The 25310-nt window shown below is 51.5% G+C and carries 15 protein-coding genes, 1 tRNA gene and 3 pseudogenes; 17 read left to right on the forward strand and 2 right to left on the reverse strand.

Annotated elements, in window-relative coordinates:
- The first annotated feature begins 25 nt into the window (after positions 1-25).
- The 14 genes from WC7_RS20720 (at position 26) to WC7_RS20655 (ending at position 11818) form a co-directional block, all read left to right on the forward strand.
- Positions 26-490, forward strand: a complete 465-nt coding sequence (locus tag WC7_RS20720; RefSeq protein ID WP_016151878.1) for a methyltransferase family protein — start codon at positions 26-28, stop codon at positions 488-490.
- Positions 491-655: 165 nt separating this feature from the next.
- Positions 656-731: transfer RNA gene (locus WC7_RS20715), tRNA-Thr, on the forward strand.
- Between the two features lie 164 nt (positions 732-895).
- Complete coding sequence (locus tag WC7_RS20710; RefSeq protein ID WP_003838768.1) at positions 896-2077, forward strand: tyrosine-type recombinase/integrase; 1182 nt, start codon at positions 896-898, stop codon at positions 2075-2077.
- Between the two features lie 3 nt (positions 2078-2080).
- Positions 2081-2869, forward strand: coding sequence for a hypothetical protein (locus tag WC7_RS20705; protein WP_016151879.1), 789 nt, complete (start codon positions 2081-2083; stop codon positions 2867-2869).
- A 107-nt stretch (positions 2870-2976) separates the two neighbouring features.
- Positions 2977-3177 carry a helix-turn-helix transcriptional regulator gene (locus tag WC7_RS20700; protein WP_000507057.1) on the forward strand — a complete coding sequence of 67 codons (201 nt, stop codon included), beginning with the start codon at positions 2977-2979 and terminating at the stop codon, positions 3175-3177.
- 36 nt (positions 3178-3213) lie between these two features.
- Positions 3214-4086, forward strand: coding sequence for a hypothetical protein (locus WC7_RS20695; protein ID WP_016151880.1), 873 nt, complete (start codon positions 3214-3216; stop codon positions 4084-4086).
- 22 nt (positions 4087-4108) lie between these two features.
- The gene (locus WC7_RS20690) at positions 4109-5113 is read left to right on the forward strand and encodes a P2 family phage major capsid protein (RefSeq protein WP_016151881.1); all 1005 of its coding nucleotides are present in this window, start codon (positions 4109-4111) and stop codon (positions 5111-5113) included.
- Between the two features lie 87 nt (positions 5114-5200).
- A complete protein-coding gene (locus WC7_RS20685) occupies positions 5201-5773 on the forward strand; it encodes a host cell division inhibitor Icd-like protein (protein WP_016151882.1) in 573 nt (190 codons plus the stop codon).
- On the forward strand, positions 5770-6006 hold the full coding sequence (locus tag WC7_RS20680; protein ID WP_003838756.1) for a hypothetical protein: 237 nt from the start codon (positions 5770-5772) through the stop codon (positions 6004-6006). The genes WC7_RS20685 and WC7_RS20680 overlap by 4 nt, the downstream gene beginning before the upstream one ends.
- Positions 5999-6409, forward strand: a complete 411-nt coding sequence (locus WC7_RS20675) for a hypothetical protein (protein WP_016151883.1) — start codon at positions 5999-6001, stop codon at positions 6407-6409. Before WC7_RS20680 ends, WC7_RS20675 begins: the two co-directional genes overlap by 8 nt.
- Complete coding sequence (locus WC7_RS20670; protein WP_016151884.1) at positions 6406-9093, forward strand: DUF927 domain-containing protein; 2688 nt, start codon at positions 6406-6408, stop codon at positions 9091-9093. Before WC7_RS20675 ends, WC7_RS20670 begins: the two co-directional genes overlap by 4 nt.
- A gap of 282 nt (positions 9094-9375) precedes the next feature.
- A complete protein-coding gene (locus WC7_RS20665; protein WP_000783295.1) occupies positions 9376-9648 on the forward strand; it encodes an Ogr/Delta-like zinc finger protein in 273 nt (90 codons plus the stop codon).
- 669 nt (positions 9649-10317) lie between these two features.
- The gene (locus tag WC7_RS20660) at positions 10318-11241 is read left to right on the forward strand and encodes a hypothetical protein (RefSeq protein ID WP_000868384.1); all 924 of its coding nucleotides are present in this window, start codon (positions 10318-10320) and stop codon (positions 11239-11241) included.
- Positions 11225-11818 carry a hypothetical protein gene (locus WC7_RS20655; RefSeq protein ID WP_155849774.1) on the forward strand — a complete coding sequence of 198 codons (594 nt, stop codon included), beginning with the start codon at positions 11225-11227 and terminating at the stop codon, positions 11816-11818. The genes WC7_RS20660 and WC7_RS20655 overlap by 17 nt, the downstream gene beginning before the upstream one ends.
- A gap of 219 nt (positions 11819-12037) precedes the next feature.
- Here the strand turns inward: WC7_RS20655 and WC7_RS0124325 are convergent.
- Both WC7_RS0124325 and radC read right to left on the reverse strand, forming a co-directional pair.
- Positions 12038-13184: pseudogene (locus WC7_RS0124325) on the reverse strand (IS3 family transposase).
- A complete protein-coding gene (gene radC, locus WC7_RS20645; protein ID WP_155849782.1) occupies positions 13184-13585 on the reverse strand; it encodes a RadC family protein in 402 nt (133 codons plus the stop codon). The pseudogene WC7_RS0124325 and the gene radC overlap by 1 nt, the downstream one beginning before the upstream one ends.
- Positions 13586-14055: 470 nt before the next feature.
- Between radC and WC7_RS20640 the strand changes: the two genes are divergently transcribed.
- The 3 genes and pseudogenes from WC7_RS20640 to WC7_RS20635 form a co-directional block, all read left to right on the forward strand.
- On the forward strand, positions 14056-15717 hold the full coding sequence (locus WC7_RS20640; protein ID WP_016151890.1) for a ShlB/FhaC/HecB family hemolysin secretion/activation protein: 1662 nt from the start codon (positions 14056-14058) through the stop codon (positions 15715-15717).
- A 12-nt stretch (positions 15718-15729) separates the two neighbouring features.
- Positions 15730-16536: pseudogene (locus WC7_RS27295) on the forward strand (filamentous hemagglutinin N-terminal domain-containing protein); the annotation flags it as partial.
- A 1590-nt stretch (positions 16537-18126) separates the two neighbouring features.
- Positions 18127-24936: pseudogene (locus tag WC7_RS20635) on the forward strand (hemagglutinin repeat-containing protein); the annotation flags it as partial.
- Between the last annotated feature and the right edge of the window lie 374 nt (positions 24937-25310).

A 25310-nucleotide genomic window follows, 5' to 3' on the forward strand; every position in this document is an offset into this window, starting at 1 on the left:
CCGATTCCAAGGTGAGTTCCTGGCCATGCGTCATTTCCTGACAAAATTAAGAGTCTGGTTTCCGCCGCCTCTTATCTTAGTACTTTTTCTCGTTGTGGATGTGCTGACGGCGAGTCCGCGTTTCACATTCGGCGGGGTGAATATCGTGATATGCGCATTGCTGGCCGGCGTCAGTCTGTTGGTGATATTGCATACCGCGTGGCAGATGCGGATGAAACGTACGACCCTGAATCCGCTGCATGCACATAAATCGACCACGCTTGTTACCGGCGGATGTTATGCCTGGAGCCGCAACCCGATCTACCTTGGTATGAGTGGAATCCAGTTGGCCTTTGCTCTTTGCATCGGTAGCCTGACTGGAGTATTGGCTGTACCGGTGTTTATGCTGGCGGTTGCCAGATTACATATTGATTTTGAAGAGGAACAACTGCGAAAACATTTCGGGCTGGAGTGGGAGCGCTATGAACAACACGTTCGCCGCTGGTTATAGTAATACCCGACCGCGTATAAGCATGCCTGTAACGACACGATTCGTGCGTAATTGAAACCGGATGATGCAAAAATAGGCGTTTGATTCGCAAGGCCATTGACGCATCGCCCGGTTAGTTTTAACCTTCTACCCCGTGCTCACAGTCGTGGACATGTCCTTTTCAGGGCCGATATAGCTCAGTTGGTAGAGCAGCGCATTCGTAATGCGAAGGTCGTAGGTTCGACTCCTATTATCGGCACCATCCCTTAGTATTTCCAAGTCAACTCAAATCAACAAAACCCTTTAAAAACATAGACATTACGCGATTTTTCGTCATTTGACGTCAACCCCTATCTCTTGAAATCAACATACAATTGGGGGCACAATCGGGGGCATGTTCTGTTCGGTCTAGGAAATGTGCCCCCAATGATGCTGAATGCCCGCAAGGTTGAAGCCGCTAAAGGAAAAGAGAAGAGCTATAAGCTATCTGATGGAGGTGGCCTGTACCTTCAGGTTGAACCTAATGGCTCGCGTTACTGGCGTATGAAGTACCGTTTTGCTGGTAAAGAGAAGCGCTTGTCCTTTGGTGTCTATCCAACAGTCACCCTCGCAGATGCCAGACAAAAACGCGAAGACGCAAAGAAACTACTCGCAGCAGGTGAAGATCCTGGCGAAGTGAAAAAAGCAAAGAAGCATGCTTTAAACGCAGCGATCGAGACACTTAACCCATTCAGAGAAGTGGCGTTAGAGTGGCACAAAATGAAATCTCCCAAATGGTCTGAGGGCTATGCTTCAGACATCATTGAGGCGTTTGAGAAAGACATTTTCCCGCATATTGGACACAGACCTATAGCCGATATTCAGCCCCTAGAACTACTTGAAGTACTGAGGTTGATAGAAGCACGAGGCGCTATGGAGAAAGCGAAGAAAGTCCGTCAGCGATGCGGTGAAGTTTTCCGCTATGCCATCGTAACGGGTAGAGCAATCTACAATCCTGCACCGGATCTTGCCAGTGCGATGCAAGGACATGAAGCAGTCCACTATCCATTCCTCAAAGCCAACGAGCTGCCGGAGTTCTTTACTGCCCTTAACGCTTATTCAGGAAGCCCAATTGTATTGCTGGGGGCACATTTACTTATCCTGACGGGTCTAAGAACAGGAGAGCTAAGAGCAGGTGAGTGGCGTGAGGTGGATTTTGATAATGCGGTGTGGGAGATTCCCAAAGAACGTATGAAAATGCGACGTGCTCATATTGTGCCGCTTTCAAATCAAGCATTAGTCCATCTTGAAACCTTAAAAGAACTGACTGGAAACTATCCTTTGATGTTTCCTGGGCGTAACGATCCAAGTAAGTGCATGAGTGAGGCCAGTATTAATCAGGTCTTTAAGCGTATTGGATATGCTGGCCGTGTTACTGGCCATGGCTTCAGACACACAATGAGCACTATTTTGCATGAAAAAGGCTTCAATAGTGCATGGATTGAAACCCAGCTTGCACATTTGGATAAAAATGCTATTCGCGGGATATACAATCATGCTCAGTATCTTGAGGGGCGTCGGGAAATGATGCAATGGTACAGTGATTTTATTGGTGGAACGGAGTCTTGAGTAATGGCAAATAATACTCTCAAGCTTCATCGAACTCATTATAGCATCAGTGAGACCGCTAAAATATTGGGCTGCGATGAGCAAGATGTTATTTATATTGCGGATGAAAAAGACATTCCATTGTCGCTAAGAATGTGTGGGCGATGGTCTTTTTCAAAGCATAAAGTAAGAGATGTGGACTCCTTTTTTCAGAATATAAACTCTTTGAAAAAAGACAAAGATGGTTTCAGTTATATATCTGAGTTTAGTTTGATTAAGATTAACGAAGTTAAAAAAGATAAAAAACTAGTGCTGGCGAGTACAAAAGGCTATTTCCAAATGCCACCAAAAGTTAAAAGTGATTTCGTTTTTTATGAGGGGCAGTTCCCGGAGTACCCATCATTGTTATCTCCTGCTGGTACCACCTATTCTGAAATGGTCAAATATATTCAAATTGACTGGAAAAATGATGATGGGTTTGGATATGAGGGAGATGCGTACCTGGAGCGGGAAGATGTAAAGAAATTGCATCTAATATTAAATGATGATGTTTCTAATGATAAATATAAATCGTTATCAATTGCACAGCAAGAAAGACATGCTACCAAGAGAAATGAGATTCTAAGTGTAGCATTATATCTTTATAAAGAGGATATGGCATACCGAAAGGAAAATGCAGCAGCCCTTGCTGACCTTATCTTTAGTCGGGCTGAGGAATTTTGGCCTGATAAAAAAGAGCCTCCGCTATCACACCCAATTATTAGCAAACTAATATCATCTATATTCAAGAAACCATCATTTACAAAAAATTAACAATTTTGGCGAGTAAGGAGATTTTTCTTACTCGCCTTTTTTATATTTTTGAACGATGTTTTAATCCTCTTCGTTGATATAGATTGATACATAGAGAGGAACTCATTATGGGGTTTACTGATAATCGTCCTTCTGCTGACTCGCTCATTGATATGAAATTCATTACATCTGATTGTCTTTTTACTGATAAATGGATTTATAAACTGATTTCTCTGGGACGTTTTCCTAAACCAATCAAGTTAGGTCGTATGTCCCGATGGCGTGCTGGTGACTACTATGCTTGGCGTGATAGTCATTCTTCAGAGTAAAAACATTAGTATTAGAAGCATTTATGAGGAGTTTATATGAATTACCGTCTACAGCCAGCGGGGAGTCAATACATATCCCTTCCAATTAAGAATGAATATGTTTCCGTGTTAGGAAACTATAAAGTAAGTCCGTTTAAAGAAACTCATAGCGACACTGCATGTATTGTGCGAATTATTGAAATATTTTCATTGAATAAGCTGCGCGCTAAAGGTGAAAAGCTGTATTCACTTACGGGGTTAACAGTACCTGATACGGAAGCTGTGGCGAATGAGATCAACCTGCTCCTGAGCCGTTATGCCCAGTTGTGTCGTCAGGAAGAGGAAGAGTTATCTTTCAGGCAGCGTGAAGTGACAAATGCGGAAGTTGCATGGAAAAGCACATTCTCAAAAAACGGCGTCAGTAGCATTGCTGAAGCTAAAACGAATAAAACGGGGCATGCTGAACGAGCGGATGCTGAACGGTGTTACCATCTGGCTGTTTCCCGGCTGAATGAGCAACATAGCCGACTGAGCACAATCAAGCTTTTACCGGGCGTACTGGCCGATGAAGTTAACTACATTGGTAAGGGAGTTGAGAAGCGTTTACTGAGCATATTTCCTCAATCCGGCCAGATCCCTGCTGATTTTATTTCTGTGTTTAATGACGGTGACGTTGTTCGTGATATTAAATTTATTACAGATGCACTCAAATCTTTGTCTGATTCTGTGAATGAAATTATTAGCCGTTGTAGCGTTCCAACTGATCGTTATGTATTAAATAACGGTGGAATGGCAAGAGCTATAGCTTACAGGGAGTACTATCGAGCAGATAATTATGTATTACGTTCAGTCGTTAGTGACCGGGATTATGTTGAGCATGTAATGAAATACAATCGGGTTACTGAGTACAAAAATAAAATCTTTTCTTAAATACTAAAAAAGGTGAAAAACTATGTATGCCTTCAAAACTGAAAGGCCGGACGCAGCACGTCGTTATCATAATAAATTCGTCACTGGTACTAACTATCAGGAGGAATCAAACAGACGCTTTGCATTAAGCGAACCTACTGAAAATATACTGCGTACCTCAATTCTGGAATCCGGGTGGCTTATTAAAAATATCACCCTACGTGATGTTAACGCCGTGTCAGGTAATGCCGTCAATATTGGTGCCAGTGAACTGCATACCGGACGTGTGGATGGTGGCCGTTTCCACAAAAAAATGGCAATCAATGGTACGGAGTTCTTTCTGACAGAGACGGATACCTGCGCCCGGATCAGCTATTCCGATATGTCTCATATTTACCATACCGGCGTGCCGGATGAGTTTGAGAAAACGGTTGAGAGCTTTTTTTCCCAGGCATATGCGCTGGACATGCTGCGGGTCGGTTTCAACGGTGTGTCGATTGCAAATACTACAAACCCGGAAATCAATAAAAAAGGCGAGGATGTCAATATTGGCTGGCATGCACTGGCGAAAGCCTACGGGAACGGGAAGCAAATCATCTCTGAGCCTGTCACTCTGGGAGAGACTGGCACCTGGAAAAATATTGATGCTCTGGCCAACCATCTGATTACTGAGCTTATTGCTGAGCAGTTTCGTGAAGATCCCCGTCTGGTTGTACTGGTTGGGGCAGAGCTGGCAGCACATCAACGCCTGAAGTTATTTAATGCTGCAGACCGCCCGGCTGATGTGAATGCCGCACAGATGGCTACAAGTTCTGTTGCTGGCCGCTTTGCGTTTATTCCCCCGTTTATGCCGGGTAAGCGTCTGGCAGTAACGACGCTGGATAATCTGCACATTTACACCCAGGCGATAACACGCTGGTTCCGTGCTGAGTTTGATGATGAAAACAGCGAATACGTGCATTCCTACCTGCGCAATGAAGGCTATGCACTCGGTGAACCTGAACTGTACGCGGCTGTCGATGAGGGCGCCCTGACGTTTGCGGATTGACTTAGCAACAGAAAGACCCGCTCAGAGGCGGGTCTCGTTAACATCATCAGGAAAAATGAAGAACTATTTTTAAGCAGAGGCTTAAGCATGCCAGCGTTAATTAATCCAGGCAATGATCAGTTTTCGGTTATAAATTTCTTGCCTCACCAGGAATACGCGGGATATAGTTTAAAGGTTGCCGCAAAATCGGCAGCCGGGCGTGGAAACCCGAGTAATCTAACGGCGACACCAGACGCGCCATGCGTCTTTTTTTGTGTCTTTGCCTTTGTGCACCTGTTACCTGTACAGCGGTTTCTTTACTGCTGTAGCTATCGTGTAATGGTGGCTCAGGCGGGGCTGACCTCGGTCAGGCCGGTATCCGTTAGAGCCGGTATTTCCACCCCCGTCTGGGCTACCACCCATGAGCGTGGAAACTCCGGTGGTAGCGTTACCCGCTATCTAACGGAGGTTGCCATTATGGCTACAGTCCCTGCTTTATCTCACCCTGAATTTACCTTTGTCTTTCTGGCTGTCCGCCGTACAGACCGTGATGCCCGTCCACGTCCTGTGCGTGTAATCGCAGACTGTGAGCATGCTGCACGCCTTAAACTTGCCACTGAATTTATCCTGAGCTTTGCTGCCCGTATCCCTGTGAAAAACGCCGGGGAGGTGGTTGCATGAAATCCATGAATTTTAAGCAAGGCTGCATATTGAGTGAACTGGGGGAGAGTCGTCTGTTACGGGCGGCACTGGCCAGTGAGTTCCTTGCAGAGGTTCTGTCCGTTCCCACAGTGAATGGGGCGAGAACTGTTTCAGCAGAAGGCGCTGCGGCTTTAGTGGCCTGTATTGCCGAACAACTGGATGGCGTTGTTAAGGAAACCAGCACAATTAAGGGAGTGATGCGCGATGAATAATAATCAAAATTTAAAGGCGCATGCTTTACGAACAGCAGTCTTACGGTATTACATTGCTGATGCATTCATTTCCTTAATGGAACGTGTTCATAATGAACCTGTTTATATTGAAGATGACGAACGAATAGAACTCACCCACGAAAAAGTGGTGAGTAATATTATTTACCATATTGAAATGCCGTGGGTGAATGAGTTTGGGGCTGATGCAGGTTGCATACTGGCCGCAGAGAAACTGGAAAAAATGCTTAAACCGGGCTTTATGTCAGAAAATATTCGCCTGTCAGTTTTTGGTGTCACAGAGATGCGTGAGGTTTACCGGGATATTATTTTCGGTGCACCTGATGGCGAACTACCCGAAGGTTTTGAATTTGTGAAGCCGGAAGGTCAGGAGGTGCTGCTGTGAAAACACCGTCTGTATCCACGATTTCCGGGGCTGCAATTGGGCGCTGGCCTTATATCCTGTCAGCATTAGGTATCAAAGTACCGTCCGCAGGACATCATGGGGCTTGCCCTGCCTGTGGTGGCAAAGATCGCTTTCGGCTGGACGATAAAGCGGGGCGTGGGACGTGGTTTTGTAATCAGTGCGGTCATGGCGATGGTCTTGATCTGGTTCGTCTGGTGACAGGAAGAAAGATAAAAGAAGTCGCCGGGATGGTATCTGAGACGCTTGCATTACCAGAAATACAGGAGAAGCCCGCTTTGCCCGCCAGGAAAAAGGCCGCAGGAAAAGAAGCGGGCGCGGAGCGATATACCAGACTCAGACAGCAGTCCTGCAATGGTGAACCGGTTTATCTGACAAACAAGGGCTTACACGGGTATTCACTTCCCTTGCTGTCACAGCCTTTGAATCTGGCCGGAATAACATTTTCCTCCGGTTCATTACTGCTGCCGTTGACGGATATCTCCGGGAATATTACCGGTGGTCAGCTTATCAATCCTGACGGGGATAAAAGTCTGCTGCCAGGTAGCCAGCTGTCTGGTGCATTCATTGCCCTGACCGATATACCCGCTGAAACACCTGAACAGGTGATTATCACTGAGGGTTTTGCCACGGCGCTTACCGTCAGTCTGCTGACTGAAGGATGGATCGTGGCAGCTGTCGCTGCCACCAATTTACTTAAGGTGACGGAGCAGATCCGAAAACGCTGGCCGGAAACCCGGATCATTCTGGCCGGAGATAATGATCTGGCTGACGGGAAAGAAAACACCGGGCGTATTCAGGCAGAGAAAGCCGCCAAAGCGGTGGATGGCTGGGTAACGCTCCCTCCGGTACGCCATAAGGCTGACTGGGATGATTATCGGCAGGAAGTGGGGAAAGAACGGGCGAGAGATGCCTTTCGGGAAGAAATGACGCTGCATGGTAAAGGGCAGACCCGTTTACCAGAAGGGTTCCGGCTGACAAAAGAATATTTGTGGTACGACAAGCTGGTTAATAAGTCTGATGGCGATACGGAGATACGTAATATCAAAATTTGCAGTCCGCTGCGGGTGACGGCAATCACCAGTGATGCTGATGGGAGTAATTACGGGCGTTTGCTGGAATGGGAAGATACCAACGGAAACAGCCGTAAATGGGCAATGCCGATGGAGATGCTGGGTGGCAGCGGGGAAGAGCTGCGCCGCGTTCTGCTGGTTAACGGACTTTCGTACATCAACATTAACGGCATGGCCAGAGCATTTCTGATGGAATATATCTCGCTGTGTAAACCGGACAGAAAAGTAACCTGTGTGAATAAAACGGGCTGGCACGGCGGGGTTTACGTTCTCCAGGATGAAGTGATAGGGCGCGAAGCCCAGTCAGTCATCTTACAAACATCGAGTGTGCAGGGGCGTGATTTTCGTGTCAGCGGTACATCAGAGGACTGGCGCGAAAATATAGGCCGTTACTGCATAAAGAATGCCCGTCTGGCCTTTGCGGTGAGTCTGGCATTTGCTGCCCCCCTTCTGAAACTGGTTGGTATCGGCGGTGGAGGTTATCACCTCAAAGGGGAATCAACAGACGGTAAAACCACGACGATGAAAGTGGCTGCATCAGTATGTGGTGGAACAGATTTCTGGCATACGTGGCGGGCGACGGGGAATGCTTTAGAAGGAACGGCGAGCCGCCGCAATGATGCCACGCTGATGCTGGATGAAATCCGGGAGGTTGACGGCAGGGAGGCGGGGAATATCGCTTATATGCTGGCTAACGGGCAGGGCAAAGCCAGAGCCAGAACAGATGGTTCGGTAAGGGAAACCAACCGCTGGAATCTGTTGTTTCTGTCTACCGGGGAACTGTCACTGGTGGAACATGCGGCAAGCGCCGGGGAACGTACGTATGCCGGGGTTGAGGTCAGAATGATCCAGATCCCAAGTGATTCAGGCAAATATGGCGTGTTTGAAGAACTTCATGGCTTCAGTAGCGGAAAAACCCTGGCTGAGCATCTTGAGCAGCACGTAGCGCATTATCATGGTGCACCATTCCGCGACTGGCTGCATTGCCTGACCGCTGATCTGCCGGAACTGACCAGTCAGGCGAAAGCCTTATTGAAAGAGTACACCCGAAGGCTGACGCCGGAAAATGCCGGGAATCAGGTTGGCCGGGCTGTTACCCGTTTTGCTCTGGTTGCGATGGCCGGGGAACTGGCCACAAAAGCGGGCATCACAGGATGGCCGGAGGGAGAGGCCTTTCGTGCCGCTCAACGTTGTCTGGCTGCATGGATGGCTGACCGGGGCCATACAGCTAATCAGGAAGATAAAGCGGCACTTGAACAGGTACGGGACTTCATGACGCGTAATCAGTTCAGTCGGTTTGCTGACTGGAATGACGACAGGAACCGGCCTGTTTCCATGATGGGATTCAGAAAAGTCGATAAAGGAGACAACGTGACAGAGCCGGTTGTGACGTTCTACGTTCTTCCGTCAGGCTGGAAGGAGATCTGTAAGGGATTTGATTCGCGTAAGGTGGCGAGGTTGTGTGTGGACGCGGGCTGGCTGAAACCCGGTGAAGATGGCCGGACGCAAAACAGCATTCGCCTGCCAGAAATAGGGCTTAAACGTGTGTACCAGTTCAATACACAGGTACTGGGAAGCGCCGAACCTGAGTAATTATCGCGTGAGTCTTATTTTTATGAGGTAACACTGGTAACAGAGGTAACACCCGTTACTGATGCGGTTCTTCAGTGTTACCAGTCAAAAATACTGACTGGTAACACTGGTAACAAAAAATGGTGTGTTACCACGTGTTACCTCTTGATTTTGCTAACTGGTAACAGATTAAATCCTTTTAAATCAATAGCGTTACACGTGTTACCAGTGTTACACGTTCAGAACAAGAGGTAGGGATCCAAATCCCTTCTTCTGGCGGGCAACAGTATAGGGCACAGAACGATGAAGATGATGAGAATGTACTGCCCCACATGTCAGGCAGTAGCGCGGATAGGTAAAACAAACAGGAAACACCCACAACTGTACGATGTGTACTGCTATTGCTCTAATGTGGAGTGCGGTCACTCGTTTGTGATGAATGTTGCTTTCTCCCATTCCGTTAGTCCAAGCGCGCTGAACGGGCAGGGAAGGGTTAAAGAGCTAATTGATGCCATTCCACCCGAGGAACGGGAAAAGGCTTTAAAGTTGCTGCTGGCTGCGCAAAAGAATGGGTAAAGTATGCGTCGGGAATGGCCGATCCGTTCCCGGAACCTGAACACAGGATTTCAGTTTATGCGGACATAAAATTATTATTTTTCATATTGTTATATTTTTCGTGTTTCACGAACCTCCATAAAATTACACACCTAAAATAAATTATCCATTTAATATCATAGTGTTACGTATTCAGGCCACAAATGCGACGGACAGTAAAACTGAAAAAAGCTGAATTTCTTTTCATTCTTTTCAGTTCCTGTCTCGCAGAGCATCCCCAGAACGGGCGCGGGCTGGCGGTATCGTTTGTAAAAAATCACAACTGAAAAATTTTAGTGATATGAAAACCGTAGGCGGGTGCGGTGTAGTGCGATTTTTGTATGCGCTCGTTTATTTTTCTTGGCTTCGTGTGTGGTGAGAGAGCCTATCAAGTTGGGCTTGGTGGAGGGGAGCGTATTTTGTTTTGAGAGGCCTGTAATTGTTCTGAGGCCTTAGAGTTTGCTTTAAACGTGGGCTACAAGTTTAATTATGTCACTTCGCTTCTTTTTGTCTTCTTCAAGGACTCTGGAAAAAACTTCAAATCCGGCTAAGTTTGAAGTAATCTCAGGCTGTCACATTGAATAATAATGTTACTAATTTACCATTGAAACTATTAGCTTGATGGTTTCCACACAGTAAAAAGGATTTAAGATGAAAGTCAGACGAATTGGAATTTCTTTAACTAATAAAAATAAAACAATTCGCTTTTCCGATTTTATAAATTATTTGATCCCATTTAATGGAGAAAGAATGGGGTTTGAGGGAGGGGAGCGATTTTTCCTTTTCCATGAAGATGATGTATTTTTTTCAGGCGTCGTATTATCCTTTAAGGATCAGCGAAGAGATTGTAGAGCAAGATTTCAGGATGGACAATTTACTATTCATACGGCTGATATTCTTGATGATGAAAAATTGATTGATTTTAATTTTTTTGTTGTTAAGAAAAGTTCGTTGAAAGGTCTTTACGAGTACTATCATAACTCTTGCAGTATACATGTTTTGTTTGCTTTGTTGCGTAATAAATTCAATGCTTTGAAAGCAGATAAAATTTCCAATTATATTGCTGATAATTTGGCTTTGGGTCGTGAAAAAGCTGAGGCTAAGGGTAAAAAGGAATATGCAGGAAGACTTTCTACATCTATTTTAATAGATAATAGAGATATACCTACTGTACTAGCTGAATATGCTAAGGTTAAGAAAATAGAAATGTTGTTCGATGCTCAGCAATTCGCTGTTGGGCATGCAGTTGCACTGCAAAGAAGTTCGCGCGAAGTTAAAGTATCTTTTAATATAACGGACTCTGAACAATCTAATATTGATAGGCTAACCCAAGGCGTCGTTGAGCTTGCAGGTAATGTAGGCTTTAAAAAAGGAAGCGTTAGTACTGTAGATAGTGATGATATAGAGCGAACTATTTCTATTTTAAATTGTCCTAAAAGATTAGGAGAGTGTGAGTTCGAAGATTTAGCTCATAGGATTGATGGCTTAACGGTGGAAAATTTCCATGAAAATGAGATACTTGTCGAGCTGAAAAGGGAAATAAATGAGGGGGAGTATCGTGCGCTCTTTAATTAGATATATAGCTCAGTTCCCTATGGCCAGTATTTTTAAACAAATGTTGGGGATTTTTATTTTATCACTAATTCTAGTGGGTGGCATTGCATTTCTGCATTATAAATATGGATTCAGTATTACCTTGGAGAAAGATACTACTTTCTTTAATTATTATGAATCAAAAATAAGAGGATATCTTTTTTCAGGATTCATTTCTGTTGGGTCTTTTTTGTTGTCATTGCACACTTTTGTAATAGTAAATCTTAAAGATAAACTTTTTGATTCAGATGCATATAAAAATAATTATATAGATTTTAAAAGTCAACAGATTAGAAATTTTACTGATGATATGATTAAGGCATCTGAATACTATGCTCCTTTGAATGTTCTATCAGTCTTCCTTAACGTTTCGATATGGTTATCGATTATTACAGCTGTTATACAGTTTACACTTGGTTTTTATGATAACTCATATACAGCTCTTTTTTGTATGTACCTTGCTCTTTTGACTGTCCTCTTCCTCCTGAATTGCCTGATACTTATACGCTGTAATATTAAGGTTTGGCTGACACTTGAGCAGAAAAATAAACCTAAATAAGCTATGCCCCTACCATTAAAGCATGGATTGAGTGGGGGCATATTTGGGGGCATAATAATAAACTGAATGAAGAAAGCTTTTCAATTTCAGTATGTTATTGTTGTTTTTTGTTCCTATTATCGCACCATTAAAATCAATATGTTACGTTAAAATCTCTCTCTTAGTTATCTCGTTTTTTCATTTCATGTAACTGTATGTGTGTGAATCGCCACGGATAATCTAGACACTTCCGAGCCGTTGATAATATTGTTTTTCATATTCCGTCGGTGGCATCTGATCACTCGAACCATGCCGACGCTTACTTTTATAAAACATTTCGATGTAATCAAAAATATCGCTACGGGCTTCTTCACGCGTTCCGTAGATCTTTTTCTTTATCCGTTCACGCTTCAGTAGCTGGAAAAAGCTTTCTGCAACTGCGTTGTCGTGACAGTTACCACGACGGCTCATACTGCCCTCCAGACCGTGTGATTTCAGGAACGACTGCCACTCATGGCTTGTGTACTGACAACCTTGGTCAGAATGAACCAACACCTGTTTTTGGGGATTACGTCGCCACACGGCCATCAAAAGCGCATTCAGAACAATATCTTTTGTCATCCGGGGTTGCATTGACCAGCCGATAACTTTGCGCGAGAACAGGTCAACAACTACGGCCAGATACAGCCAGCCTTCGTGGGTTTGGATGTAAGTTATGTCCGTTGCCTAACGTTCATCCGGTGCTTCCGGGTTGAACTGTCGCTGGAGCCTGTTGGGTGTCACGATACTGACTTCACCTTTACGCGCTCGTGGGCGTCGATATCCGACCTGAGCCTTTATCCCGGCATGCTTCATCAGCCGCCAGACCCGGTTAATCCCACATTGTTGCCCGCTATCTCGCAGGTCGAGATGGATTTTTCGATAGCCATAAACGCAACCGGACTCCAGCCAGAACTGTTTGATTTGTCCTGTCAGTCTGAGATCCGCCTGAAGCCGTAGTGAATGCGGCTGCTGAAGCCAGGTGTAAAACCCACTCGGATGAACATTCAGAATCCGGCAGAGTAGACGAACGGGCCAACAACAGGAGTTGTCACGGATAAAGGCGTACCTCAGTCGGACAGCTTTGCGAAGTACGCCGCGGCTTTTTTAATATGTCCCTTTCGTCAGTAACCCGCTTCAGCTCCTTCTGGAGTCGGCGGATCTCGGTCTGAGCATCTGAGTGCTCTTTGTTGGTGGAAGAGTCCGGCCCGTACTTCTTTATCCAGGCATAAAGAATGTGGGTAGTGATATCCAGACGTGTTGCGACACTGGAAACAGAATGGCCACGATCAACAACCTGTTTGACTGTTTCAATTTTAAACTCTTCAGGATAACGCTTACTGCTCATTACAGCCAGCCGCGTTCAGCGAGCGAGACGATCTCCATCCCGCCAACAACCAGATGATCTAGAAGGCGAATATCAACCAGATCCAGCGCCTGCTTAAGACGTTCTGTAATCCGTCTGTCTGAATCGCTGGGCTCTGCGTGCCCTGAAGGATGGCAGTGCGCTACAAGCATGGCAGCAGCGTTATATTTCAGTGCAGCCTTCACCACCACCCGTGGATGGACCTGCGTATGGTTGATGGTGGCGGTGAAGAGAGTTTCGTGCGCAATCAGCCGGTGCTGGTTATCGAGGAAGAGCGCAGTAAACTCTTCACGCTCCAGTGTGGCAAGCTGCAGGCGCAGCCAGTCCCGGACGGCGTGGCTGGAGGTAAATGACGCTCCGGGTTCACGTAACTGTAGCACCATTTTGCCGGGCAAGGTCTGCAGTTCGCGCGTGCTGATTTGAACCTGGCTGGCAACGGGCGTATTCCGGGCGATATCCCTGGTGTTCGGGGCCTGCATTACGCCATTCGTGAGCAGCATGAAGGCGGGGGCTGCCGCTATCAGCAACAAAATGTCAGGTGATTGAAAGGACCCGAGTCGCAGATAGTGGCGTATTAACGTACCAGGGCTGTGCTGCGGGATGAATAAGCTGGTTGCTGAAAAATATCTTTTCCCCTGTGTCCCGGTAAAGCGGTCTTGAATTGATGTTTGACAAACAACGGCGCTCTCCTTTTAAACATATCTTCTGTATTTTTAATATAGGGATATTCCTAAAATCCACATTCCGTCGCCGGTACGTGTTCACATTTTGTGCTACTCGTGTTTTAATTCATACAAAACCTGACAGTAATTCTTATATTTTTACAGCAAAATTAATAATAACGAGAACACGGATGAAACTTTTGTATCCGGCAATGATGTTGCTGGCATTCAGTCAGACTACCTGGGCTGCATTTTTATCTCCGGCAGATCGCGACAGTATCGAACAACAACAGCAGCAGTTACTGCGTCAGAACCAGCAGCAGCGTGAATCACTGGATCGCGCGGTTCCACTTCCACGAACAACGTTACCCTCCGCTCCGGAGGCGACGAACGGTCCCTGTTTTACCATTAATCGGGTTGTTCTTGATGGCTCATCCCTGATTAATCAGCGTCAGCAACAGATGTTGTTCGCCTCCTGGCAAGGCCGATGCCTTGATATGGACCGGATTCAGCAGCTTACCAATGCAGTCTCAGACTGGTACATCAGCCGTGGGTATATCACCAGTCGTGCGTTTCTGGTTGAACAGGATCTGAGCCATGGCGAACTACATTTGGTTGTTCTTGAAGGTCGTCTGCAGAAAATTATCATGGACGGTGCGCCAGAGCGCGAGCTGAAAATGGCCTTCCCGGGCCTTCAGGGCAAAGTTCTTAACCTGCGTGATATTGAACAGGGCATGGAGCAAATTAACCGCACGCGTACCACGCCCGTTCAGATTGAAATATTGCCTGCTGATAAGCAGGGCTGGTCTGTGGTGCATCTGACCGCCACGCCGGAATTCCCGCTTTTTGCATCAGCCAGCTTTGACAACAGCGGGCAAAAAAGCACGGGCGTCGGGCAAATTAACGGCGGGCTGACCGGTAACAACTTGCTGGGTCTTGCCGACAGCTGGTTCGTCAGCGGCGGGCGCAGCAGCGCATTTTCGAATGCTAAAGATGCACAAAATTTTGCTGCGGGCGTCAGCGTGCCTTACGGCTACAGCCTGCTGGACTACAGCTACAGCTGGAACAACTATCTCAGCACCATTGATAACAACGGCTACATCTGGCGCTCAAGCGGCGATACCGAAACGCACCGCGTGAATCTGTCGCACGTGCTGTTCCGCAATGGTGATATCAAAACCGGCGTCTCCCTAGGATTGAGCCATCGTATCAACCATAACTACCTCGACGATGTTCTGCTGGAAAGCAGCAGCCGTAAACTCACCAGCCTGCTGTTTGGCCTGAATCACACTCAGAAGATGTTCGGCGGCGTGGCAACCTTTAACCCGACCTTCAGCCGCGGTATGCCGTGGCTCGGTGCTGAAAGCGACGGCAGCAAAAACGGCGATCTACCAAAAGCGCAGTTCCGCAAATGGAGCCTCAACGCCAGCTTCCAGCGCCCGGTGGCTGAAAACCTATGGTGGCTGGCGAGCGCCTACGGGCAGTGGTCGCCGGACCGCCTCTACGGCAGCGAACGTATGACCATCGGCGGCGAAAGCTCGGTGCGCGGGTTTAAAGAGCAAACCATTTCCGGCGATAACGGCGCCTACTGGCGAAACGAGCTCAGCTATACCCTGTTCACGCTGCCGGTCATCGGCCAGGTTAGCGCGCTGGCGGCCCTCGACGGCGGCTGGCTGCACTCCGACAGGCTGGATCGCTATTCCGCTGGCACCCTCTGGGGCTCGGCCGCCGGGCTCAGTACCGCCAGTGGCCACGTTTCCAGCTCGTTCACCGTTGGGCTGCCTCTCGTTTACCCGGACTGGCTCGGCCCGGATCACGTCACTGTTTACTACCGCGTTGCCGTCGCGTTTTAAGGGATTATCGTCATGAATCAGCCTCCCGTTCGCTTAACTTACCGTCTGCTCAGCTACCTGGTGAGCGGTTTAATCGCCACGCAGCCCTTGCTGCCCGCCGTTGCCGCCACGCTGACGCCAACGGGCAATACCTCCACGGACAAAGCGGCGAACGGCGTGCCGGTCGTGAATATTGCCACGCCGAACGGGGCCGGGATTTCGCACAACCAGTTTAAGGATTACAACGTCGGCAAAGAGGGGCTGATCCTCAATAACGCTACGGACAAGCTTAATCAGACGCAGCTTGGCGGGCTGATTAGCGGCAACGCTAACCTGAAGGCGGGCAAGGAAGCGAAGGGCATCATCAACGAAGTGACCGGCGGCAACCGTTCACAGCTTCAGGGCTATACAGAAGTGGCGGGTAAAGCGGCGAACGTGATGGTCGCCAACCCGTACGGCATCACCTGTAACGGCTGCGGTTTTATCAACACCCCACAGGCCACCCTGACCACCGGGAAACCTGTCCTGGACGCCAGCGGCAATTTACAGGCGCTGGACGTGAAAAAAGGCAGCATCACCATCGAGGGGCAAGGCCTTGATGCCAGCAGCAGCGATGCGCTGTCGATCATTTCCCGCGCAACGGAAGTGAACGCCGCCATTCATGCTAAGGATTTAAAAGTGGTTGCCGGGGCCAACCGTGTTGGCACAGACGGCAGCGTGCAGGCGCAGCAGGGCGAAGGCAACGCTCCCACGGTGGCGGTGGATACCGGCGCGCTGGGCGGGATGTATGCCAACCGCATTCATCTGGTGTCCAGCGAGAAAGGCGTCGGGGTTAACCTCGGTGATCTGAATGCCCGCCAGGGCGACATCACCCTCGATGCCAGTGGCAAAATCACCGTGCACAACAGCCTCGCCAGCGGGGCGCTGTCCGCCAAAGGTGAAAGCCTCACTCTGACGGGGGATCATAAAGCCGGCGGCACTATGTCGCTGAGCAGCCAGGGTGACATTGCCCTGAGCAACGGCTCGCTGAACAGCGACGGCGACCTTGTACTGACCGCCAGTGGCACGATTTCGCACGCCGGTGAAAAGCTGACCGCCGGACGCGATGCAACGCTTACCGCGAAAAACATCAGCCAGGATGCCGCCAGCCAGATTAACGCTGCCCGCGATATCGCGGCTAAAGCCAGCGATACACTGCAAACGCAGGGGCAGATGACCGCCGGGCAAAACCTGACGGTAAGCGGTAACACCCTGACCCAGGACGGCAGGCTGCTGGCGCATAACAGCGCTCAGCTGAATGCCAGCACGCTGAATAACAGCGGTTCCGTTCAGGGGGCTTCCCTGAGCGTGGGCAGCTCCACGCTCAGCAATTCGGGTTCCCTGCTGAGCGGCGGCAATCTGACCGTCAGTACGAAAGATTTTACCCAAAGCGGCAGCACCGGCGCGAAGGGCAAAGCGGACATCACCGCCAGCGGGAAGCTGACCAATACAGGCTCGCTGGTGAGCGACGATGTTCTGGTGCTGAAGGCGCAGGATGTCGCGCAGAACGGCGTGCTGTCCGGTGGTAAAGGGCTGACGGTCAATGCGCAGACCCTGACCTCCGGCAAAAATTCGGTGACGCACAGCGACGCCGCCATGACGCTGAATACCACCGCGGCGACGCTGGACGGGGAAACCAGCGCGGGTGGCGATCTTCAGCTGCAGGGCGACAGGCTTACGACAGCGGCGAGCGCACAGCTTCAGAGCGGCAATAACCTCACCCTCAGTGCGCGGGAAGCGGCGCTTGCTGGTACGCAGGCGGCACAAAAAAATATGACGGTGAACGCCCGCGAAAAACTCACCCACAGCGGCAAAAGCAGTGCGGCATCGCTCAGCCTCAGCGTGCCAGAACTGACCAACAGCGGTGTGCTCGTGGCTTCCACTCTGAATACTCAGTCGCAAACTCTCACCAACAGCGGCCTGATGCAGGGCGAAAGCGCATTGCTGATTGGTACACAAAAGCTGGATAACCAGCAGAACGGTACCCTCTACAGCGCCGCAAATCTGACGCTGGATATTCCGGACATCCGCAACAGCGGGCTTATCACCAGCGACAAGGGTTTAACGCTAAGCACGGACTCTCTCAGCAACCCGGGCAAAATCATTGCTGACACGCTGAACGTTAAAGCGACCACGCTGAACGGCGACGGCCTGTTGCAGGGAACCGGGGCGCTGACGCTTGCCGGTGATACGCTATCGCAGGGGAGCAACGGGCGCTGGCTGACGGCGGGCGACCTCTCTCTCAGCGGTAAAACGCTGAATACCGCCGGGACCACGCAGGGGCAGAACCTCACCGCTCAGGCGGATAGCTGGACCAACAGCGGTTCCGTGCTGGCAACCGGCAATCTCAACGCTACGCTGAGCGCCGCTTTGCTCAACAATGGCGATCTGATGAGCCAGGGCAATATCGGGCTGAACGCGCCAGTGCTGACCAACCACGGCAGCATCCTCTCGTCAGGTGAAATGTCGCTCGCCGGAATGACCTTCACCAGCGACGGCACGCTTCAGGGCAATACGCTTTCACTGCGCCAGAACAGTATCGACAACAGAGGAACGGCTATTGGCCTGAACGGCCTGACCCTGAACAGTACCGGCCGGCTTACCAACAGCGGAGACCTGCTAAGCCAGAAAGCACTGACGCTGAACGCGGGAGACGTGACCAACAGCGGCCGGCTTCAGGGGCAGAACATCGCCTTAGACGGCAGCAGTCTGAACAACAGCGGTGCAATTCAGAGCGCGCTGGATTTAGCCCTGACCCTGAGCGGCGACGTCATCGCCGCAGCCGGAAGCAAAATCACCGCGCTGGGCGACGCTCGCCTGACCGGCAAAGCGTTGAGCAACCAGGGATTAATCAGTGCGAAAACGCTGGAGGTGAAAGGCGATTCACTCAGCAACGGCGGCGAAATCAGCGGCGTTAACGGCCTGAACGTCGCGCTCAGCGGGAACCTGCAACAGCAGGGCAAAATGCTGACCGGCGGGCTGCTTAACGTCAGCGCGAAAGACATCAGCAACAGCGGGCAGCTTCAGGGGGCTGATACCCAACTCAGCGCCAGCTCGCTCACCAACAGCGGACGCGTGCAGGGCGACAGCGGCTTGACGCTCACTCTGCTGAATGCCCTGACCAACCAGGCCAGCGGCGTGCTGCTCAGCCAGAATGCATTAATCCTCACTGCGCCCGTGCTGACCAACGACGGCACTGTTCAGGGCAACGGCAAAACCACGCTCAGCGCGGCAATGCAGGCCCGCAACGGCGGTAAAATTCTCTCCGGCGGCGATCTGAGCTTCACCACGCCGGACTACAGCGGCAGCGGCTGGCTACAGGCCACGAACCTGGTGCTGAACGTGGCGAAACTTGCCGGTAACGGCACCGTAATAGCAGCGAACCAGGCGACGTTCACAGGTAACAGCCTGGACAACGGCGGCACCTTCCAGGCCGCACAGCTGAACGTCAATGCGCAGACCATCACCAACACTGGTACGTTGCTGGGCAATCAGGGTTTGACGCTCAAGGGGGACAGCCTCAACAACGCGGGCGGGAAGGTGTTCAGCGGCGGGGATATGCTTGCCGAAATGGTTTCGCTCAGCGGCGCGGGCCAGCTGGTGGCGCTCGGCAACCTGACGCTGAAGCTCTCTAACGGCTTTACCACCCAGGGCGTTATCGCCGCGAACAAGCAGCTCTCCATCAGCAGCCAGGGCGATATAACCAACGGAGCCACATTGCAGGGCAACGGCATCACGCTGAACGCGGCGGGCAGGCTGACCAACAACGGGCAACTGACCGCAGGCAGCGGCACCACGGCATTGAGCGGCAGCCAGATTGCGATGAACGCCAGCGGCAGCCTGCAGGCAGGCGGGGACGTCAGCCTGACAAGCCGGGGCGATATCACTCTCGACGGCTTCACCGGCACGGCGGGCAGCCTGGTGTTAACGGCGGCCGGGTCGATCGTTAACACCGCGCTGCTGTATGCGGGCAACAACCTCTCGCTGTTTGCCAACAGCATCCAGAACCTGCGCGGCGATATGCTGGCGGGTAATAACCTGGTGATGCAGAAAGATGCCAGAGGCACGGCGAACGCCGAGGTGATCAATACCTCCGGGAATATCGAGACCACCAATGGCGATATCACCATTAAGACCGGGCATTTGCTGAACCAGCGGGATGGGCTAAGTGTCACTATCACTGAAGAAAAAGATATCACTGCATCATATTCATGGCTTACGCCGACATATGCAGAAGCCCCTCTGAGTTATCTGGACAGCATTGGCTATGAATACGGTTATTATCGCGTTGCTACAGGATGCGCTAATTCCTGTGCCGGAGCTTACTGGTCTCGACCGGCCCCTTATCAAAACAGCCCTGCACTGGAGTTTGCTATTTCTCGCTCAGAGGTCATTGTTACCAGTGATGGTTCAGCGGCAGCGCGCATAGCTTCAGGCCGTGATTTATTGCTGTCAGCTAATAATATGGAAAACGTTGCCAGTAATATCCTGGCAACAAATAATGCAGTGCTGAGTGGTGTTACTCTTAATAATAAATCTGTCCAGGAAAGCTCTCTGACGCATTACCTGACTTATTCATATGGAGGGCAGGAGTACGCAACTGAATCTCAGCTAAGTTCTCAGAACGGAACAGGCGGTGTGGATTTTATCTATTTCATACCGACTGGCGAGAACCGTACAGAAAGCAGTGATGGAAAAATCTACCGCTCGGTCATTCAGGCTGGTGGCACTGTTAAAGCCACCTTCTCCAGCGATATCAGCAACACCAATACCACCGCCAACGCGGGCAAAATCAGCAACACCATCGTTGCCCCTAGCCTGAACACGCCGTCGGCTCAGAGTATCGGCGGCGGTACAAACCAGCAGGCGCTGACAGATGCCGGAACCCAAGCCATTACCGGCCCGGACTGGCAAGACACCACCGCCAGCCAGGCTATCGGCGGCGGCACAGGGCTGGCTCCAGACGGTATGGACGGCAACTATCCTCTGCCTTCCGGCAACAACGGCTACTTCGTGCCGTCCACCGATCCGGACAGCCCGTATCTGATCACCGTTAACCCAAAACTCGACGGCCTCGGTCAGCTCGATCCGTCGCTGTTTGGCGATCTGTATAAGCTGCTGGGTATGAACCCGGGCGCGGCCCCACGCGAGACGGGCAGCCAGTACACCGACATGAATCAGTTCCTCGGCTCATCGTACATGCTGGGCCGTCTCAGCCTGAACCCGGACAAAGACTATCGCTTCCTCGGCGATGCGGCGTTTGATACCCGCTATGTGTCCAGTTATGTGCTGAATCAGACCGGGACGCGCTACATCAACGGCCTTGGCTCCGATCTCGACCAGATGCGCTACCTGATGGATAACGCCGTCAGTGTGCAGAGTTCGCTCGGCCTGAAGTTTGGCGTGGCGCTGACCGCCGATCAGGTGGCGGCGCTCGACCACAGCATTCTGTGGTATGAAACCGCCACGATTAACGGCCAGACCGTGATGGTGCCAAAAGTGTATCTGTCGCCAAAAGACGTGACGGTGCAGAGCGGCAGCGTGATTAGCGGCAACAACGTGCAGCTGGCGGGCGGCAACGTCACCAACAGCGGCAGCTCGCTGCTGGCGCAGAACGGCCTTACCATCGACAGCAGCAACAGCCTGAATAACCTTAACGCCGGGCTTATCAAAGCGGGCGGCGGGCTGGACCTGAGCGCGCTGGGCGATATCAACAACATCGGCTCGTCCATCAGCGGCAAAACCGTACAACTGGAAAGCACCGGCGGCAACATCAATAACATCACCCAAACGCAGCAGTGGGGCGTGGGTGACGACAGCCGTCGCGGCAGCGTGCATATCAGCGGTACCGACGTCGGGCAAACCGCTTCCATCAGCGCCAGCGATGGCCTGTACATGGCGGCGGCAAACGACATCAACATTACCGGAGCGAAGGTGAATGCCGGTGGTGACCTGGCGATGGACGCAGGCAATAACATCAATATTGTTGCCAATCAGATAACCGACAGCAGCAGCCGAACGGGCGTCCGGGGCCAGAAAGACACGGCTTCGTCATCCACCTCAAACCAGGGCAGCAGCATCACGGCGGGCGGTAACGCGGTGATGCAGGCGGGCAACGACCTGAACGTCACGGCGAGCGCCATCAATGCAGGCAAAACCGCGCAACTGGTGGCGGGCAATGACCTGAACCTGAACGCGGCGGGCAACGGTCAGAGCAGCCGCACGGGCGGCAGCGAAAGCCATCAGCGCAGCGCCGACAGAACCACCGTTTCAGCGGGCGACAACGTGACGCTGGTTGCCGGGCGGGATGTTACCAGCCAGGCGGCAGGTATCGTGGCGGAAAATAACGTCGGGATACAGGCCGGACGTGATGTGAATCTTCTGGCGGAAGCGTCCGTGACCGGCAGCAGCTCGCGGGAGAAAAAGAAAACCGTTATCGATGAATCCGTCCGTCAGCAGGGCACCGAAATTGCCAGTGGCGGCAACACCACGATTATCGCCGGGCGCGACCTGAACGCCGAAGCCGCACAGGTGACCGCCAGCGGGGATATCGGCGTGGCCGCAGGCCGCGACGTGAACCTGACCACCGCGACGGAAAGCAACTATCACTACAAAGAAGAGACGAAGACCAGAAAAGGGTTCCTCAGCAAGAAAACGACCCACACTATCGAGGAAGACAGCGCGACGCGCGAGGCGGGCACCCTGCTGAGCGGCGATAACGTCACCGTTCAGGCGGGTAACAACCTGCTGGTGAAAGGCTCCTCCGTGGTGGGCGATAACACGGTGGCGCTGGGCGCGGGCAACAACGTCGATATCGTGGCGGCGACCAACACCGACTCCTCCTGGCGCTTTAAAGAGACCAAAAAGAGCGGCCTGATGGGCACCGGCGGTATCGGCATCACCGTCGGCAGCAGCAAAACTACCCACGACCTGCGTGAGGCGGGCACCACGCAAAGCCAGAGTTTCAGCACCGTCGGCTCAACGGGCGGGAACGTGGTCATTGCCGCCGGCAACCATGCGCATATTGGCGGTGCGGACCTGATTGCCGGGAAGGATATGAGCCTCAGCGGCAGCAGCGTCATCATTGAGCCGGGTCACGACAAGCGTACCCGCGATGAAACCTTTGAGCAGAAGAAAAGCGGGCTGACGCTGGCGCTTTCTGGCACCGTCGGCAGCGCGCTTAATAATGCGGTTACGGCGGCACAGGACACCAGAGAGGAGAGTGACGGACGTCTGAAGGCCCTTCAGGCCACCAAAACAGTGCTCTCCGGCGTGCAGGCCGGGCAGGCGGCTGAGGCGGCTAACCTGACGGCCGACCCGAACGCGATGGGCATCAGCCTCTCGCTGACCACGCAGAAATCCAAATCGCAGCAGCATGCCGAAAGCGATGCGGTGACGGGCAGCACCCTGAACGCGGGCAACAACCTTTCCATCACTGCGAACGGAAAAGGCAAAGGCCCGAACAGCGGCGATATCGTGATTGCCGGAAGCCAGCTGAAAGCGGGTGGCGACACGCTGCTGGACGCGAAGCATGACGTCATTCTCAGCGGTGCCGCCAGCACTCAACAGTCCAGCGGCAGGAACAGCAGCAGCGGCGGCGGTGTCGGCGTGAGTATTGGGGCAGGTAAAGGTGCCGGTATCAGCGTCTTCGCTAACGTCAACGCGGCAAAAGGCAGGGACAACGGCAACGGCACTGACTGGACTGAAACCACGATAGACAGCGGCAAGACCGTCACCATCAAGAGCGGAAACGACACCGTGCTCAGCGGGGCGCAGGTCAATGGCAATAAAATCGTGGCTGACGTGGGTCATGACCTGCTGATGAGCAGCCAGCAGGACAGCAACAAATACGACAGCAAACAGACCAGCGTGGCGGCGGGCGGCAGCTTCACCTTCGGCAGCATGACGGGCTCCGGCTACATCGCTGCCTCTCAGGATAAAATGAAGAGCCGCTTTGACTCCGTGGCCGAACAAACCGGGATGTTTGCCGGAGATGGCGGCTTCGATATCACGGTCGGCAACCACACCCAGCTCGATGGCGCGGTTATCGCTTCCACGGCGACGGCGGACAAAAACAGTCTGGATACCGGGACGCTGGGCTTCACTGATATCCACAACGAAGCAGATTTCAAAACTCAGCACTCGGGTATCAGCATCAGCGGCGCGGGCAGCTTCGGGGATAAATTCCAGGGCAACATGCCGGGCGGGATGATTTCGGCGGCGGGCAACAGTGGTCATGCCGAAGGCACAACGCAGGCCGCCGTGGCTGATGGCACCATCACCATCCGTGACAGGGACAACCAGAAGCAGGACGTGGCGAACCTGAGCCGCGACACCGAACATGCCAACGACAGCATCAGCCCGATCTTCGACAAGGAGAAAGAGCAGAACCGCCTGAAGGAAATCGGGATGATCAGCGATATCGGCGGCCAGGCGGCGGATATTGCCCGGACGCAGGGAGAGCTGAATGCGCTGAAAGTGGCGCAGGATACATACGGACCTCTTCCGGCGGATGCGACGGAAAAAGAGCGTCAGGATTATCTTGCGAATCTGCGTAATACACCGGAATACAAAAAAGAGCAGGAAAAGTTTGGTACTGGCAGTGATATTCAGCGCGGTATTCAGGCGGCCACGGCAGCGCTTCAGGGGCTGGCGGGTGGCAATTTAGCGGGTGCTCTGGCTGGAGCTTCGGCGCCTGAACTGGCACACCTGCTGAAATCGACGGAAGGTAACCCTGCGGTCAATGCCATAGCGCACGCGATCCTTGGCGGTGCAGTTGCTGCGCTTCAGGGAAATAGTGCAGCGGCAGGTGCGGTTGGTGCAGGGGGCGGAGAGCTGGCGGCGCGTGCGATCGCCAATGTGCTCTATCCTGGTGTAGATAAACTTTCTGAAGAACAGAAGCAGACAGTCAGTGCGCTGGCGAGTATATCGGCAGGTATGGCTGGTGGGATTGCTACGGGGAATTCAGCGGGAGCCGCGACAGGTGCTGGTGCCGGTAAGAACGCAGTTGAGAATAACTATCTGAGTCTGTCAGACAAGACAGAACTTGAAATTGCGAAGCAGAAGCTAAACAGCAAAGATCCAGCGGAGCGTGAAAAAGCGCAGCAAACCATCAATGCTCTACGCGAGAAGGATATTGCCAGTGATCAGAAAGTGATGGATGCATGTAGTAACGGTAAGGCTGCGACGCCGGGCTGTGCGGGAGCAAGGCTTGAGGCAATTTCGACGAAAGGTGAGTACGAAAGTACGGGTAACTACAACTCAAAAGCCAGCCAGCAGTATGCTGACTCCTACGGACAGATAGTGAACTTGCTGAATATCACCAGCGTTGATGCACAGAATCAGCAGCAGGTGAAGGATGCGATGGTAAACTATGCCATGGCGCAGTTCGGTGTGGACAAAGCGACGGCTGAAAACTACATCGAAACCTATGACGGTATGAAGACTATTGCGGCGTCGATGACACCAGTGTTAGGTGCTGCGGTAGCTAATAAAATCAGTTCATTAGGTCAGAGTATCGTTAAGGAAAGCGTACCTAAAAACCCTAACTATTCAAGTGCAACTACAGATGCTGA

It is taken from the genome of Citrobacter sp. KTE151, from assembly GCF_000398845.1.
GTDB classification, from domain to species: domain Bacteria; phylum Pseudomonadota; class Gammaproteobacteria; order Enterobacterales; family Enterobacteriaceae; genus Citrobacter; species Citrobacter braakii.